The following is a 15,360-nucleotide window of genomic DNA, read 5'->3' as shown; positions in this document are numbered from 1 at the left end:
TCCCTCCGGCGCTGGAGGCTCCGGTGGCCTTCGAGCGGCGGCAAGCAGCGCTGAGCGCAGACGACAAAGCGCCCGCGAGGCGGTGCTTATCGCATTCATTTCCATGGGGAAAAGTGGCAGCCCGTAGGGGAATCGAACCCCTCTTTCCAGGTTGAAAACCTGGCGTCCTAACCGATAGACGAACGGGCCAGCGCGGTTGGTGAGGGGCGTTTTAGGCAAAGCCCGCAGACCTTGCAAGCGCAAAATCACGAAAAAAGCGGCCCGATGACGGATTTTTCCAATAGCACGCCAAATTCCGGATTTTTACTGCAATCTCATACCGTTACAAAATCATCCCCGGGCCGGCGCCGCATCCTCGAGCCGCAGTTGCACCGCGCGGCGGCCATTCCACTCGTTGATTTCCAGACGCCCGGCCACATGGAATCGCCGTCCCTGATGCCCCGAGAGCGCGGCCCCCAGCGGCCCGTCGAAGGCCCCGAAGCAGATCGCATCCAGTCGCGCCCCCAGACCGTCGCCCAGCGACAGTTTGAGATGCGACGCACCGACCTGCCGCGCATAGCCGATCTGAACATCGGGCAGCGCAAAGCGCGGCGCCGGCGCCCCGGCGCCGAAGGGGCCCGCCTGCTCCATCTTCTCGCACAGATCCAGCGTCGCCGCCCCCGGCATCAGCATCCCGTCGAGCTTCAGATCCGCCGCGCCGCCCTGCCCCGCCCCCTGCCGCGCCAGCAGCTCGGACAGGCGCGCCATGGCGCCTTCCAGCGCGTCGCGCGCCACGGTCAGCCCGGCGGCCATCTTGTGCCCGCCGCCCTTGAGCAGCAGCCCCTCGGTCGCCAGACGCTGGATACTGGCGCCCAGATCGACCCCCGCGACCGAGCGGCCCGAGCCCTTGCCCTCGGCACCGTCGAGCCCGATCACCACCGCCGGACGGTTGGTCAGTTCCTTCAGCCGCGAGGCGACGATGCCCACCACGCCCGGGTGCCAGCCCTCACCCGCCGCCCAGACCAGCGGGGCGTCGAGCCCGCGCGCCTCGGCCTGCGCCAGCGCGGCGGCACGCACGCCCTCCTCGACCTCGCGGCGCTCGGTGTTGAGCAGATCGAGCCGCTCCGCCAGCGCCTCGGCCTCGTGCCGGTCGCGGCAGGCCAGCAGCCGCGCGCCCAGATCCGCCTGCCCGATGCGCCCGCCGGCATTCACCCGCGGCCCCAGCACATAGCCCAGATGATAGGAGGACGGCGCGGTATCGAGCCGCGCCACATCCGCCAGCGCCACCAGCCCGGGCCGCGCCCGCCGCGCCATCACCGCCAGCCCCTGCCGCACCAGCGCCCGGTTCACGCCCTTGAGCGGCGCCACATCCGCCACCGTGGCCAGCGCCACCAGATCCAGCATCGCCATCAGATCCGGGCCGCGCTCCCCCGCCTCGCGCAGTTGCCGCCCGCATTCCACCAGCATCAGGAACACCACGGCGGCGGCGCAGAGATGCGCCAGCGCGCCGTCCTCGTCCTGCCGGTTGGGGTTCACCACCGCCACGCAGTCGGGCAGCGTCTCGCCGGCAAGGTGGTGATCCAGAACCACCACATCCGCCCCCACAGCCGCCGCGATGGGCCCGTGCGACAACGTCCCGCAATCGACGCAGACGATCAGATCATGTCCCGCCGCCAGCTTCGCCATGGCCGGCTCATTGGGCCCGTAGCCCTCGTCGATCCGGTCGGGGATATAAAGCGTCGCGCCCATGCCCCGCTGGTGCAGCCAGTCCAGCAGCAGCGCCGCCGAAGAGCCGCCATCGACATCGTAATCGGCAAAGATCGCCACCCGCTCGCGCCGCGACACCGCCGCCAGCAGCCGTGCCGCCGCCACCTCCATGTCGCGCAGCCCGCGCGGATCGGGCAGCAGGTCGCGCAGCCTGGGCTCCAGATAGCCCGGTACCTCCGGCGCCGCGACCCCCAGCCGCGCCAGCACCTGGCACAGCGCCCCCGGCAGCCCGGTCTGCTGCGCCATGGCCTCGGCCTGGCGTTCCTGCTCCACCCCGGGCCCGACCCAGCGCCGTCCGCTCAGCGAGGCTTCGACCCCAAGATAGCTCATGCGCCCTGCTCCCTGCCTGAAACACCGCCCGCCTTAACGCGAAAAAGCAGGGACCGGAACACCGCCCCCTGCTTTCATCTTTCCCAAAATACTCAAAATCCGGCCCCGCGGCCGGGCGTCCCGTCTCAGTGGAACGGGTTGCGGTAGATCACCCGCCGCACCGAACCGGTCTTCGAGCGCATCAGCAGCGTCTCGGTGGTGATCCAGCCGACCTCACGCTTGATCCCCGAAAGGATCGAGCCGTTGGTCACGCCGGTGGCGGCAAAGATCACATCGGCGGTCACCATCTCATCGCGGGTGTAGATCTTGTTCAGATCGGTGATCCCGGCCTTCGCGGCGCGGCCCTTCTCATCGTCGTTGCGGAACAGCAGCCGGCCATACATCTGGCCGCCCATGCATTTCAGCGCCGCCGAAGCCAGCACGCCCTCGGGCGCCCCGCCCGAGCCCATATACATGTCGATTCCGGTGATATGCGCCTCGGCGCAATGCATCACACCGGCCACGTCGCCGTCGGTGATCAGGCGGATCGCGGCGCCGGTGGCGCGCACCTCGGCGATCATCTCCTCGTGGCGCGGACGCTCGAGGATGCAAACGGTGATGTCCGAAGCGCTACAGCCCTTGGCCTTGGCCAGCGCCGCGACGCGCTCGGAGGGCGTCATGTCCAGCGTCACGGTGTCTTCGGGATAGCCCGGACCGATCGCCAGTTTCTCCATGTAGACATCGGGCGCGTGCAGCATCGAGCCGCGCGGCCCCATGGCGATCACGGTCAGCGCGTTGGGCATGTCCTTGGCGGTCAGCGTGGTGCCTTCCAGCGGATCGAGCGCGATGTCCACCCCCGGGCCGCCCTGGCCAACCTCTTCGCCGATATAGAGCATCGGCGCCTCGTCGCGCTCGCCCTCGCCGATCACCACCACACCGGAGATTTCCAGCTTGTTCAGCTCGTCGCGCATCGCGTTCACGGCGGCCTGATCGGCGGCCTTCTCGTCGCCGTGACCGATCAGCTTGGCCGAGGCGATGGCGGCCTGTTCCGCCACGCGGGCGAGGCCCAGCGACAACATCCGGTCATTAAAATCCTTGGGGGTCGACATGGAGACTTCCTTTGAAATGTTCGTCGCTGACGGGTGTAGCCCGCCGGACAAAGCACTGGCAAGTCCGGTCGCGCTAACGCGCGCCGGCCAGCCGCCCCGCTCCGCCTTTTCCGCCGAATCGCGCCGATGCGGCGGCCGTTTCCGCCGCCGCCGGGCCGGGTCTCAGACCTGCTCGATGCGCAGCGCCACCGGATCGCCGCGCACCACCCCGGTCGCCGGCATCGCGGCCAGCGCCGCATCCAGCGCCGCGCGGGTGGTCTTGTGCGTGACGATCAGGACCGGCGCCGCGTCAGAGACATGCTCGTATTGCCGCATCCGGTGGATCGACACCCCCGCCTCGCCCAGCGCCGAAGCGACCTTGGCCAGCGCTCCCGGTTTGTCGGCCAGCGCCATGCGCAGATAATAGGGGGCGGGCGTGGTGGCCTGCGCCGGGGTGGCGGGAACCAGCGCGCTGGCCGGTGCCCCAAAGGTCGTGACCCGCGTGCCGCGCGCGATGTCCATCACATCGCCCATCACCGCGCTGGCTGTCGGGCCTTCGCCCGCACCGGCGCCGCGCAGCACAATCTGACCGACCTGATCGCCCTCGATCACCACCATATTGGTGCCGCCATCGAGCTGGCCCAGCGGCGAGGTCGCGGGCACCAGGCAGGGCGACATGGACTGTTCCAGCCCGCGCCCGGTCATCCGGCTCACGCCCAGCAGCTTGATCTTGTAGCCCATGTCCGAGGCCTGGCGGATGTCCTCGATGCTGACCCGGCCGATGCCCTCCAGCTCCACCGCGTCAAAGGCCACCTGGGTGCCGTAGGCGATGGCGGCGAGCAGCGACAGCTTGTGCCCGGCGTCGATGCCGCCCACGTCGAGCTCCGGATCTGCCTCCAGATAGCCCAGCCCGTCGGCCTCGGCAAACGCCTCGTCATAGGTCAGGCCGCCGCTTTCCATGCGCGTCAGGATATAGTTGCAGGTGCCGTTCATCACCCCCATGACGCGGGTGATCTCGTTGGCGGCCAGCCCCTCGGTCAGCGCCTTGATGACCGGGATGCCGCCCGCCACCGCCGCCTCGAAGCGCAGCACGCAGCCATTGGCCTCGGCGAGCTCCGCCAGCGCCTGCCCGTGATGGGCCAGCAGCGCCTTGTTCGCGGTCACCACATCCTTGCCCGCCTTCAGCGCCGCCTCGACCGCCGCCTTGGCGGGGCCGTCCGATCCGCCGACCAGTTCCACAAAGACATCCACGTCGTCGCGGGCCGCGAGCACCACCGGATCGTCTTCCCAGGCATAGGCGCCGAGCGGCACGCCGCGATCCTTGTCACGGTTGCGCGCCGAGACCGCCGAAATCGCGATGCCGCGCCCGGTGCGCGCCTCGAGCAGCGCCGCTTTCTGGCGCACGATCTTGACGACGCCGGCACCCACGGTGCCCAGGCCCGCAATCCCGAGGCGGAGGGGGTCAGACATGGGTGGGCTCCTTCTTTTCTGTCGGTGCAGTGCAATTCGGAATCCGGCTTAGCGGCAAGGTACAACGGGATGCAAGGGCGGAACCGCCGGCGGTTCTCTGGCGGACCGCAAGAACACAGCGCCGCGGCCCATCAGCCGCCCTGTGCCTTCCGTGGCGCCCATTCCGCGTGCAGCAGCGCATAGATCAGCTCGTCGCCCCAAACGCCGTTGAACCGATCGTTCTGTACCAGATGCGCCTCGCGCCGCATGCCCAGCCGTTCGACCACCCCCACGGAGCCGGCATTCAGCGGATCGAGCCGGGCAAAGATCCGGTGGAAGCCCACCCGCCCGAAGGCCAGATCGAGCAGCGCCCGCACGGCTTCGGTGGCATATCCCCGCCCCGCAACGTCGGGATGGAAGATATAACCGATCTCGCCCTGTCGGGCGGACCGGCTGGCGATCCTCAGCGACACCTGTCCCAGCAGCGCCTCATCCGCCGCCCGCGTGACCGCGAGCCGCAGCCGGTCTCCCTCTGCCGCGAAGGGTGTGTCGAGAAAACCCGCGAATTTCTCTGCCATCTCCGCCCCTTCGGGCACCGCCTGATAGAGATAGCGATAGACCTCCTCGCGGCTGTGATAGGCGGCGAAACCGACCAGATCGTCCGGACGGAACCGGCGCAGGACGAGGCGCTCGGTCACAACCGGGAGGCAGGATAGGTCGGTGTTCATCGCCATATCTTTCCGGACCGGCCCGCGCTCAGGCCGCAAGGCAGGCGCCGAAGGTCAATAGGGCCACGCAACCCCCTGCTCCATCCGCGCCCGATCGCTGGCCGAGACGACGGGCCGCTGCAACCGCGCCGCGCGGGCGCGCAGCCCGGCCACCCGGCCCTCGATCCCGCTGCGCATCTCGGGCGTGGCGCGCGGTTCGGGCCCCACGAGAAGCCCGTCCAGCGGCAGCAGCGCCGGAAACGGCGCCTTTTCCACGCCGGGCGTGCGGGCGGCATCCAGTTCGGGAAACTGGGTGCAGCCGCAGAGGGCGAAAAACATCAGATAGGGCGTCAGGCGCATGGGCAGGTCCGTCTGGTCTGTCACCCTCTTGCCGCAGTCGCGCGCGCGGGGCAAGCGCCTGGCTTGATCTGAACACATGTTCAGATAGCTTTGGGCAATGGCCCGCACTCAAGGTTCCCACTCCGACATCACCGGCCCGCGCGTGCGGGAGGCGGCGCTGCGCCTTTTCGCCCAGCACGGCTATGCCGCCGTGTCGATGCGCCAGATCGCGCGCGAGGTGGGGGTGCAGGCGGGCGCGCTTTACAACTACACGCCGGACAAGCAGGCGCTGCTGTTTTCGCTGCTGCAAGGCCATATGGACGAGCTTCTGGCCGCCTGGGAGGCCGAGCCCAGGCCGCAGGGCGCGCGCGACCGGCTCGAAGGCTTCGTGCGCTTTCACATCCGCTTCAACCTCGCGCGGCCAGAGGCGATCTTCATTTCCTATATGGAGCTGCGCAATCTCGACCCGGAGAATTTCGCGGTGATCGAGGCGCTGCGCAAGCGTTACGAGGGCGCGCTGGAGGAGATCCTGCGCGACGGCCAGACCGAAGGTGCCTTCTCGGTCCCCGACACGCGGCTCGCCTCCTATGCGCTGATCGCCATGCTGACCGGGGTCAACACCTGGTATCGCGCCGGCGGGCGGCTTTCCATCGAAGAGGTCGCCGACATCTATTGGGACATGGTGCGCAAGGCGGTGTCGGCGGGCTAAACCCTGCGCCGGACCGAACGCAGGCGCGCCCGAGCCCCCTCGGGCCACCGACTCACGGTCCTCCGCCCGGCAGAGCCCCGCTGTCTCGGGACAGACCCGCCGCGCCCGTTATTGCTGGATCGACTCGAGATATTCCAGCAGCGCCACCAGCTTGCGCGGCGTCGGCGTCAGGGTGCCGTCTCCGGTATCGAGCGGCACGAGATCGCCTTCGAGCAGCTCGCCGAATTCCGGCATTGTCGGCCCGTCGAGATCCGAGCGCGCATAGCCGTCGATGGTCGACAGGACCATGGCCCGCGGGAAGCTGCCGCCGTGGCGCTGCGAAATCCGCGTGAGATCCTTGGGCGGCGGGGTCATTTCCCGCGCCAGTTCGCCGTCGCCCCGGGCGTCGCCGCCATGGCAGACCGCGCAATACTCCATGAACAGCGCCCGCCCGTCGCCGGCCTGCGGCATCTCGTTGGGCACGCAGGCCGCAAGTCCCAATGCGGCGCCCAGCCACGCTCCGATCACCAGCCGTTCCATCGCGGTTGCTCCCTGCTTTGCCTCTGCCCCTGTCTCACCCGCGGCGCGGCTCAGATCAAGCCCTCTCTCCGTGCCACCTCCGGTCGGCGGGTCAGCGCCCCGCCCTGCCCCCCCCATTCCCGGCCGCCTTGTGCACGGCATGGATGAATCGTGGCGCCGACCGTCTCTTTCGGGGATGACACCGCGCGTGGGCGTTGCCATGGTGCCGGCGACCACTGGAAGGAGAGCTCATGCCCGTTCACGCGCTGACCATGCTTGCCGCCGGGCTCGGCATTCCGATCCTCGCCGCGCTCAACGCCCGGCTCGGCGCCCATATCGGCTCGCCGGCCGCCGCCGCCGTGATCCTGTTCTGCGTCGCGCTGAGCGCAACCACCATCGTGCTTTTCACCCTCGACCCGCGTCCCATCGCCCGCGCCGTCGATGCCCCCCGGCATCTGTTCCTCGGCGGGCTGTTCGTGGCCTTCTACGTGCTGAGCGTCACCTATGTGGCGCCGCAGTTCGGTGTCGGACGGGCGGTGTTCTTCGTGCTTCTGGGGCAGTTGATCAGCGCCGCGCTCATCGACCATTTCGGCCTCTTCGGCGCCCGCGTCTCGCCGTTCACGCTCAACCGCGCGGGCGGGATCGGCCTCATGGCGCTGGGGGTCTGGATGGCGCAGCGCGGCTGAGATCAGACCGCGACCAGCCGTCCTTCTTCCAGACGCACCTGACGGTCCATGCGCCCGGCCAGCTCGAGGTTATGCGTGGCGATGACCGCCGAAAGCCCGGTCTCGTGCACCAGCCGCATCAGCGCCTCGAAGACGGTGTCCGAGGTTCCCGGATCGAGATTGCCCGTCGGCTCGTCCGCCAGCAACAGCTTCGGCGCATTCGCCATGGCCCGGCAAAAGGCGACCCGCTGTTGTTCGCCGCCCGACAGCGCCGCCGGACGGTGTTCGGCCCGCGCCTCGACACCGACGCTGCGCAACAACGCGCGCGCACGTTCGTCGGCCTCTTTCGGCGCCACGCCATTGGCGCGCTGCGGCAGCACGATGTTTTCCAGCGCGGTGAACTCGGGCAGCAGATGGTGGAACTGATAGACAAAGCCCACCTCCTGGCGGCGCAGGATTGTGCGGCGCCGGTCGGATTTGCCGCTCAGCGCCTCGCCGGCAATGGCCACCTCGCCCGCATCGGCGGTGTCGAGCAGCCCGGCGATATGCAAGAGCGTCGATTTGCCCGCACCGGAGGGCGCCACCAGCGCCACCACCTCGCCGCGCGCCACCTCAAGATCGGCACCGCGCAGCACCGCCACCTCGTTGGGCTTTCCGGGGTTGTAGCGTTTCTCGATGCCCGAAAGGCGCAGGACCGGATCACTCATAGCGCAGCGCCTCCACCGGGTTCATCCGCGCCGCGCGGCGGGCGGGAAAGATCGTGACGACAAAGCTGAGACCCAGCGACAGCGCCATGGCGCTCAGCACGTCGCCCAATTGCAGCTTGGCCGGCAGCGAATAGATGCCCCGCACCGCCGGGTCCCAGACCCCGCCGCCCGCGACGTAGTTCACGAAGGAAAAGATCGGGTCGATATAAAGCGCGAAGAGACAACCCAGCCCCACGCCCATCAGCGTGCCGATCACCCCGGTGAACGCGCCGCAGATGAAGAACACCCGCAGCACCGAGCCTTCGGTCAGCCCCATGGTGCGCAGGATGCCGATGTCGCGGCCCTTGTTCTTGACCAGCATGATCAGCCCCGAGACGATATTCATCGTGGCGATCAGCACCAGCACCGAGAGGATGACGAACATCACGTTGTCCTCGACCTCGAGGGCGCGCAGGAAGGCGCCGCTGGCATCCTGCCAGGTCCAGATCAGCGCACCGGAGCCCGCCGCCATCTGTACCGGCACGGCGATGTCCTCCACATGTTCGGGATCGGCGGTCATGACCTCCAGCTCGTCGGCCACGCCTTCGCGATTGAAATAGAGCTGCGCCTCGGAGAACGGCATGTAGACGCGGGTCCGGTCGATGTCGTAGCGCCCGGCGGTGAAGATATAGACCACCTCGTATTGCTTGACCCGCGGCGAGACGCCAAAGGCCGTCTTGACCCCGTCGGGCGAGATCAGCTTGATCTGGTCGCCGATGCCGAGCCCCAGCTCGCGCGCCACGCCCGAGCCGATGGCCACGCCCTCGCCGAAGCGGTCGAGCGCGCCGCGCCCGGTCTCGGGATCGGCGATGCGCGGGATCGCCGCCAGATCCGCCCCGTCGATGCCGAAGACCTCGACACCGGCGTTGCGCGCGTTGGCGGTGGCCATGACCTGTCCCTTGACCAGCGGCGCCACGCGAATGACCCCCGGCACCTCGGCGACCCGTTCGGCCCGGTCACGGAAATCGGGGAAGGTGCGGACGAGGCGCCCGAACTCGTCCTCGCGCTGGCTGGCATAGACGGTCACATGGGCGTTGGCCCCCAGGATCGTATCGACGAATTCCGCCCGGAACCCCGAACGCACGGCCAGCGTCGCAATCAGCGCGAACACCGCGAGGGTGATGCCGATGAGGCTGATCCAGGTCATCACGCTGACACCGCCCTCGGCGCGCCGCGCGCGCAGATAGCGCCAGGCGATCATCCATTCGAACGGGGCGAAAGGGGGCGGTGTGCTGGCCATTCGTCGGGCGCCTTTGCATTGGGATTTGTCTGCCGCTGCTCGGGCGGGAAAGTGACCGCTCCACCCGGCGCGGTCAAGCCGCCCACGCTTGATAAAGCGGCGATCCTCCGCTAACCTCATCGCATCATGTTCAGCTGGACCCGCCTCACCGAACGACAGATCCGCAAGGCCGAAGCCGAGGGCAAGCTCTCGGGGCTGGCGGGCGAGGGCAAACCGCTGCCCGACCGTCCGGGCGACGCGATGATCGACCCGGGGGATGCGGTGGGCTTTCGCATGATGGCCGAAGCCGGCGCGCTGCCGGAAGAGCTGAAGCTCAAGGCGCAACTGGACGCCGTCCGCGCCTCCTGGCAGGCGGCAGAGGATCCCGCCGAGAAAATGCGCCTGATGGCGCAGCTCGCCGATGTGCAGATGCGCTACGAGATCGCCCGCGACGCCCGCAAGAAATTCCTCCGCTGACGCCGCGTTTGACCGCGCCCCAACGGCATTTTTCTTGACCCGGGCGGCTGCCGGGGCGTAAACGCCGCGTCCATGACCGGACCTCGCTTTCCAGACCTGATCGCCCGGCTGCCCGCCACGGTGCCCTTTGTCGGCCCCGAGGAGCAGGAGCGCACCATGGGCCGCCCCTTCCGCGCCCGGCTGGGCGCCAATGAGAACGTCTTCGGCCCCTCGCCCCGCGCGCTGGAGGCGCTGCGCGCGGCGGATGCCGAGATCTGGAAATATGCCGACGCGAGCCATGCCGATCTCAAGGCCGAACTGTCCGCCCGGCTGGGCTGCCGGCCCGCGAATATCGTCTTCGGCGAGGGGATCGACGGGCTTCTGGGCTATCTCGTGCGGCTTCTGGTCGCCCCCGGCGAGGCGGTGGTGACCTCCGACGGCGCCTATCCGACCTTCAGCTACCATGTGGCGGGCTATGGCGGCGCGCTGCACAAGGTGCCCTACCGCGCGGATCACGAGGACATCGCCGCGCTCTTCGCCCGGGCCGCCGAGGTGGACGCCAAGATCGTCTATCTCGCCAACCCCGACAATCCGATGGGCACCTGGCATGACGGTGCGGCCATCGAGGCGGCGCTGGACGCGCTGCCGGAGGGCACGGTGCTGGCGCTGGACGAGGCCTATATCGAATTTGCGCCCGAGGGCACCGCCCCCGTCATCGACCCCGAGGATCCCCGAGTGATCCGCTTCCGCACCTTCTCCAAGGCCTATGGCATGGCGGGGGCGCGGGTGGGCTATGCGGTGGGCGCGGAACCGCTGATCCGGGCCTTCGACAAGGTGCGCAACCATTTCGCGATGAACCGCCCGGCCCAGGCCGGCACGCTTGCGGCTCTGCGCGACGATGCCTGGCTGGACGAGATTCGCGGCAAGGTGCGTGTGGCGCGCGAGCGCATCGCCGGGATCGCCCGGGACAACGGGCTGTCCACCCTGCCCTCGGCGGCGAATTTCGTGGCGGTGGACTGCGGCGGCGACGGCGGTTTTGCCCGTGCCGTGCTACAGGCGCTGGCGGCACGCGGGGTCTTTGTACGGATGCCTTTCGTGGCCCCGCAGGATCGCTGCATCCGCATCAGCGCGGGAACGGAGGCGGATCTGGAGATCCTCGCCGAAGAACTGCCCAAAGCACTGGCAGAGGCGCGGGAAACCGCTTCCTGAGCGTGCCCCGCACAAAAGCGTGACCGCGCCGGCCCAGAAGCGCCGGTGACAGGCCGCGTCCGCGCGCTAGACTGCTTCGGACGACAGCCTTTCCGCAAGGACCGCCGAGATGACCGGCCAGACCCGCCAGCCCGCCCCGGATTACACCAAGCCCGCGCTGGTGTTCCTGTTCGTCAACCTGCTGTGGATCTTCGGTGTTGTCTGGGCGACCTTGGGTCTCGCCCCTGTGCTGCTGGGCGCCATCGCGCTCAACCATGCGATCACGCTTCTGGACCGGCGTTTGGCGCGAAAGGGATAGGGTGCGGTGGGCAATATTGCCCACCCTACACCCGAGCGGCGCCCAGGCCCCTCCGGCTGGCGATGAGATTGCCTCCTCGCACAGACGCCGTAGGGTGGGCAATCCTGCCCACCGCACTGCTGCCGAAAGCGTCAGGCCGCGCCGATCACCTCGGCCGCAGCGGCCACGCCGCCGCGCCCGTGCGGCACGCCCAGCGCCTGAAGCCCCGCCTCGATCACCCCCAGCATCCCCAGCACCATATGGGCGTTCACATGTCCCATATGGCCGATGCGGAAGAACCCGGTGCCCTGCGGATCCTCGGGCTCGGACATGCCCAGCCCGATGCCCAGCGTCACCCCCGCCTGCGTATCCGTCCATTCGCGAAGCTGCGCCCCGTAAGGCGCCCCGACCCGCAGCGCGGTGACCGCATGGCTGCGATAGGCCGGATCGGCGACGTTCATCTCCAGCGGCCCGTCCGAAGCCCAGACATCCACCGCCGCCCAGATCGCCCGGGCGAGCGTGGCGTGGCGTGCCCAGATCGCCTCCATGCCCTCGGCGCGGATGATGTCCAGCGCGGCGCGCAGCCCGTAAAGATGATGCGTCGGCGCGGTTCCGCCGAAGTAGTTGTAGAAGAATTCCGGATTGGCGCGCGGCGTCCAGTCCCAGTAGCGGCTGACCCGCTTCATCTCGGCCCGCCGCTCTGCCGCGCGGTCGTTGAAAAACACGAAACCCAGCCCCGGCGGCACCATCAGCCCCTTCTGCGAGCCGGTCACCGCCACATCGGCCCCCCATTCATCCATCAGGAACCGGTCGCAGCCCATCGAGGCGATGCAATCGGCCATCAGCAGCGCCGGATGGCCGGCATCGTCGATCGCCCGGCGCACCGCCGCCACATCGTTGCGCAGCGAGGTCGCCGTATCCACATGGGTGACCATCACCGCCTTGATCTTATGCGCCTTGTCCGCCGCCAGCGCCTCGGCCACCCGCACCGGATCGAGCGGCGTCTTGCGGCCGAAGTCGATCAGCTGCGTCTCGACCCCGAGCCCCGCCGCCATATCCGCCCAGCCATGCCCGAACCGCCCCGTCGCGGGCATCAGCACCGTGTCGCCCTCGCCCACCACATTCGACAGCGCCGCCTCCCATGCGCCGTGACCGTTGCAGATGTAGATCGCCGCGCTGCCCTCGGTCTGCGCCACGTATTTCAGATCCGGGATAAGGCCGCGCACGATCTCGACCAGCTCGCCCTCGTAGATATTGGGCGACGCCCGGTGCATGGCCCGCAGAACGGCATCGGGCATGACGGACGGGCCTGGAATGGCCAGATAGGGGCGGCCGTGGGCAAGCGACATAGATTTTCTCCGTGAAAGCGCCCCTTGAAATAGCGGGACGGCGGCCAACCTAACCGGCGGGGCGGCGGCGTCAATGCACCCCCGCGCTTGCCACCATGGCCCAAGGCCACTAAACCCCGCGCAGAAACCGGGACCACACCATGCTGAAGACCCTCTGGGACAAGATCGAACGCGGAGAACGGCGGTTTCGCCGCTCCTTCGGCAAGGACATCTCGTCTCCCGGCGCCCGCGCCCTGTCGGTGCTGCATTACAACCTTTTCGATCACGCATGGCTGCGGACGTTCTGGACCAATTTCTGGCAGATCGCGCCGGGGGTCTGGCGATCGAACCACCCCACGCACCGCCGCTTCGAGAAATACGCGAAGATGGGGATCAAGACGGTGATCACCCTGCGTGGCGAGGAAGAGTTCTCGCACTACCTGTTCGAGAAGGAGAGCTGCGAGACGCTGGGGCTCACGCTGCTGCACGCCAAGCTCTGGGCCCGCATGGCGCCCAAGCGCGAGCGGGTGCTCAATCTGATCGACACCATGCGGCAGGCGGAAAAGCCGATGATGTTCCATTGCAAGTCCGGCGCCGACCGCGCGGGCTTTGCCTCGGCGGTCTATCTGATGGTGTTCGAGGGCGTGCCGGTGGAAGAGGCGCGCAAGCAGCTCGGGCTGAAATACATCCACCTGGAATTCACCCGCACGGGCATCCAGGGCTACATTCTCGACATCTATGCGGCGCGCAACCGCCGCGCCCCGATCGCCTTCGAGGAGTGGATCGCCACGGAATACGACAGCAAACCCGTTCAGGCCGGGTTCGACGCCCGCCGCCCGCCGGAAGAGCTGGCGTGAGCGGCGCGCCGGACAAACCCCGCGGGCTGTTTCTCTGGCTCTGGTGGACCTATCTCTGGCGCTACCGGCTGCTGCTGGCCGTGGCGCTGGTGTTCATGGCGGTCGAGGGCTCGATGTTCGGGCTGCTCAGCTACATGATGAAGCCGATGTTCGACAGCGTCTTTGTCGGCGGCAACGCCGGCGCGCTGTGGTGGGTCGGCATTGTGATCTTCGGCAGCTTCCTGATCCGGGCGCTGGCCAGCATCGCGCAGAAGGTGCTGATGACGCAGGTCTCGGAACGGACCGTGGGCGACATCCGCAACGATCTGCTGCAACATCTGATGACGCTGGACGGCGGCTTCCATCAGGACCACGGGCCGGGCTACCTCATGCAACGGGTCGAAGGCGATGTGGGCCAGATCAGCAAGGTCTGGCGCATCATCATCACCGGCGCCGGGCGCGACGTGATCGCGCTCATCTCGCTCTTTGCCGTGGCGCTGGGGATCGACTGGCGCTGGACGCTGGTGGCGCTGGTGGGGGCGCCGCTGCTGGTGCTGCCCTCCATTCTGGTGCAGCGCTATGTGCGCGGCAACGCCCGCAAGGCGCGCGACATCGCGGCCAAGCTCTCGACCCGGCTCAACGAGGTGTTCCACGGCATCGTGCCGATCAAGCTGAACCGGCTCGAAGAGTATCAGGCGGCGCGCTACCGCAAGCTCACCAACAGGCGCATCCGCGCCGAGACCCGCGCCGCCATGGGGCAGGCCTCGATCCCCGGCCTCATCGACATCATGTCCGGCGTCGGCTTCATGGGGGTGCTGCTTTACGGCGGCGGCGAGATCATCGCGGGCACCAAGACCGTGGGCGATTTCATGGCCTTCTTCACCGCCATCGCGCTGGCCTTCGAGCCGCTGCGGCGGCTGGGCGCGGTGAGCGGCAACTGGCAGATCGCCGCGGCCTCGATCGAACGGCTGAAGGAGCTGCTCGAACTGGTGCCCGACCTGCGCGATCCGGCGCAGCCGAAACCCGCGCCGCAAGGGGTGCCGGGGATTGTGCTGAACAACGTGCACCTGGCCTATGGCGAGGCACCGGTCTTGCGCGGGACGAGTTTTACCGCCGAGCCGGGCCAGACCACGGCGCTGGTCGGCGCCTCGGGGGCGGGCAAATCGACGGTCTTCAATGTGCTGACCCGTCTGGTGGACCCCGAGAGCGGCCGGGTGGAGATCGACGGTATCGCGGTTTCGGAGCTGCGGCTGGCCGAGTTGCGCGGGCTCTTCTCGGTGGTCAGCCAGGAGGCGCTGCTGTTCGACGAGACGCTGCGCGAGAACATCCTGCTGGGCCGCGACGATGTTTCCGAGTCCCGCTTGCAGGAGGTTCTGAGCGCCGCGCATGTGGCCGATTTCCTGCCCCGGATCGAGGGCGGGCTCGACGCGCGCGTGGGCCCGCGCGGCTCGGCGCTGTCGGGCGGGCAGCGCCAGCGGGTGGCCATCGCCCGCGCGCTGCTGCGCGACACGCCGATCCTGCTGCTCGACGAGGCGACCTCGGCGCTCGACGCGCAATCCGAGGCGGTGGTGCAGGCGGCGCTGGAGCAGCTTTCGCAGGGACGCACCACGCTGGTGATTGCGCACCGGCTCTCGACCGTGCGCCATGCGGACAAGATCGTGGTGATGGATCAGGGCCGTGTGGTCGAGGAAGGCACACATGACGCCCTGCTTGCCCGCAATGGCGCCTATGCGCGGCTTCATGCCATGCAGTTTTCCGAAAGCTGAGCCCGCCCCCTCG

The 15,360-nt window shown here is 68.5% G+C and carries 16 protein-coding genes and 1 tRNA gene; 7 read left to right on the top strand and 10 right to left on the bottom strand.

The features are described 5' to 3' along the window. Positions 1-114: 114 nt before the first annotated feature. The 6 genes from M4578_RS18965 to M4578_RS18940 all read right to left on the bottom strand — a co-directional run bounded on the left by M4578_RS18965 (position 115) and on the right by M4578_RS18940 (position 5,683). Positions 115-189, bottom strand: a tRNA-Glu gene (locus M4578_RS18965). Between the two features lie 141 nt (positions 190-330). Beyond that, a complete protein-coding gene (gene recJ / locus M4578_RS18960; protein WP_258094868.1) occupies positions 331-2,076 on the bottom strand; it encodes a single-stranded-DNA-specific exonuclease RecJ in 1,746 nt (581 codons plus the stop codon). A 125-nt stretch (positions 2,077-2,201) separates the two neighbouring features. Beyond that, positions 2,202-3,164 carry a class II fructose-bisphosphatase gene (gene glpX, locus M4578_RS18955; RefSeq protein WP_258094867.1) on the bottom strand — a complete coding sequence of 321 codons (963 nt, stop codon included), beginning with the start codon at positions 3,162-3,164 and terminating at the stop codon, positions 2,202-2,204. Between the two features lie 162 nt (positions 3,165-3,326). Continuing rightward, a complete protein-coding gene (locus M4578_RS18950; protein WP_258094866.1) occupies positions 3,327-4,613 on the bottom strand; it encodes a homoserine dehydrogenase in 1,287 nt (428 codons plus the stop codon). A 131-nt stretch (positions 4,614-4,744) separates the two neighbouring features. Next, a complete protein-coding gene (locus M4578_RS18945; RefSeq protein WP_258094865.1) occupies positions 4,745-5,320 on the bottom strand; it encodes a GNAT family N-acetyltransferase in 576 nt (191 codons plus the stop codon). 54 nt (positions 5,321-5,374) lie between these two features. Further along, positions 5,375-5,683: a hypothetical protein gene (locus tag M4578_RS18940; protein ID WP_258094864.1), complete on the bottom strand. Its 309-nt coding sequence runs from the start codon at positions 5,681-5,683 to the stop codon at positions 5,375-5,377. A 73-nt stretch (positions 5,684-5,756) separates the two neighbouring features. Between M4578_RS18940 and M4578_RS18935 the strand changes: the two genes are divergently transcribed. Then, on the top strand, positions 5,757-6,347 hold the full coding sequence (locus tag M4578_RS18935; RefSeq protein WP_258094863.1) for a TetR/AcrR family transcriptional regulator: 591 nt from the start codon (positions 5,757-5,759) through the stop codon (positions 6,345-6,347). A gap of 108 nt (positions 6,348-6,455) precedes the next feature. On the opposite strand, the gene M4578_RS18930 is transcribed toward M4578_RS18935, so the two are convergent. After that, positions 6,456-6,866 carry a cytochrome c gene (locus M4578_RS18930; RefSeq protein WP_258094862.1) on the bottom strand — a complete coding sequence of 137 codons (411 nt, stop codon included), beginning with the start codon at positions 6,864-6,866 and terminating at the stop codon, positions 6,456-6,458. Positions 6,867-7,096: 230 nt separating this feature from the next. On the opposite strand from M4578_RS18930, the gene M4578_RS18925 reads away from it, so the two are divergent. After that, a complete protein-coding gene (locus tag M4578_RS18925) occupies positions 7,097-7,531 on the top strand; it encodes a DMT family transporter (RefSeq protein ID WP_258094861.1) in 435 nt (144 codons plus the stop codon). A gap of 2 nt (positions 7,532-7,533) precedes the next feature. On the opposite strand, the gene M4578_RS18920 is transcribed toward M4578_RS18925, so the two are convergent. Both M4578_RS18920 and M4578_RS18915 read right to left on the bottom strand, forming a co-directional pair. Then, entirely contained in the window at positions 7,534-8,217 is a 684-nt protein-coding gene (locus M4578_RS18920) for an ABC transporter ATP-binding protein (protein WP_258094860.1), read from the bottom strand. Then, on the bottom strand, positions 8,210-9,496 hold the full coding sequence (locus M4578_RS18915; RefSeq protein WP_258094859.1) for a lipoprotein-releasing ABC transporter permease subunit: 1,287 nt from the start codon (positions 9,494-9,496) through the stop codon (positions 8,210-8,212). The genes M4578_RS18920 and M4578_RS18915 overlap by 8 nt, the downstream gene beginning before the upstream one ends. Before the next feature lie 126 nt (positions 9,497-9,622). Here M4578_RS18915 and M4578_RS18910 point away from each other — a divergent pair, with 126 nt between their 5' ends. The 3 genes from M4578_RS18910 (at position 9,623) to M4578_RS18900 (ending at position 11,438) form a co-directional block, all read left to right on the top strand. Then, positions 9,623-9,952, top strand: a complete 330-nt coding sequence (locus M4578_RS18910) for a DnaJ family domain-containing protein (protein ID WP_258094858.1) — start codon at positions 9,623-9,625, stop codon at positions 9,950-9,952. Positions 9,953-10,024: 72 nt separating this feature from the next. Beyond that, positions 10,025-11,140 (top strand): pyridoxal phosphate-dependent aminotransferase, encoded by a 1,116-nt coding sequence (locus tag M4578_RS18905; protein ID WP_258094857.1) that lies wholly within the window; start codon positions 10,025-10,027, stop codon positions 11,138-11,140. A gap of 109 nt (positions 11,141-11,249) precedes the next feature. Beyond that, entirely contained in the window at positions 11,250-11,438 is a 189-nt protein-coding gene (locus M4578_RS18900; protein ID WP_258094856.1) for a histidinol phosphate aminotransferase, read from the top strand. Between the two features lie 131 nt (positions 11,439-11,569). Here the strand turns inward: M4578_RS18900 and M4578_RS18895 are convergent, their stop codons facing one another. Next, the gene (locus M4578_RS18895) at positions 11,570-12,766 is read right to left on the bottom strand and encodes a pyridoxal-phosphate-dependent aminotransferase family protein (RefSeq protein WP_258094855.1); all 1,197 of its coding nucleotides are present in this window, start codon (positions 12,764-12,766) and stop codon (positions 11,570-11,572) included. Between the two features lie 140 nt (positions 12,767-12,906). On the opposite strand from M4578_RS18895, the gene M4578_RS18890 reads away from it, so the two are divergent. Both M4578_RS18890 and M4578_RS18885 read left to right on the top strand, forming a co-directional pair. Beyond that, positions 12,907-13,602: a phosphatase domain-containing protein gene (locus M4578_RS18890; protein WP_258094854.1), complete on the top strand. Its 696-nt coding sequence runs from the start codon at positions 12,907-12,909 to the stop codon at positions 13,600-13,602. Continuing rightward, on the top strand, positions 13,599-15,347 hold the full coding sequence (locus M4578_RS18885; protein WP_258094853.1) for an ABC transporter ATP-binding protein: 1,749 nt from the start codon (positions 13,599-13,601) through the stop codon (positions 15,345-15,347). Before M4578_RS18890 ends, M4578_RS18885 begins: the two co-directional genes overlap by 4 nt. Positions 15,348-15,360 lie beyond the last annotated feature (13 nt).

Origin of the sequence: Salipiger pentaromativorans (assembly GCF_024721115.1) — a bacterium.
Classification (GTDB): Bacteria; Pseudomonadota; Alphaproteobacteria; order Rhodobacterales; family Rhodobacteraceae; genus Salipiger; species Salipiger pentaromativorans.
The sequence above is the reverse complement of the archived record's forward strand: the minus strand, read 5'-3'. Positions and strand labels throughout refer to the sequence as shown.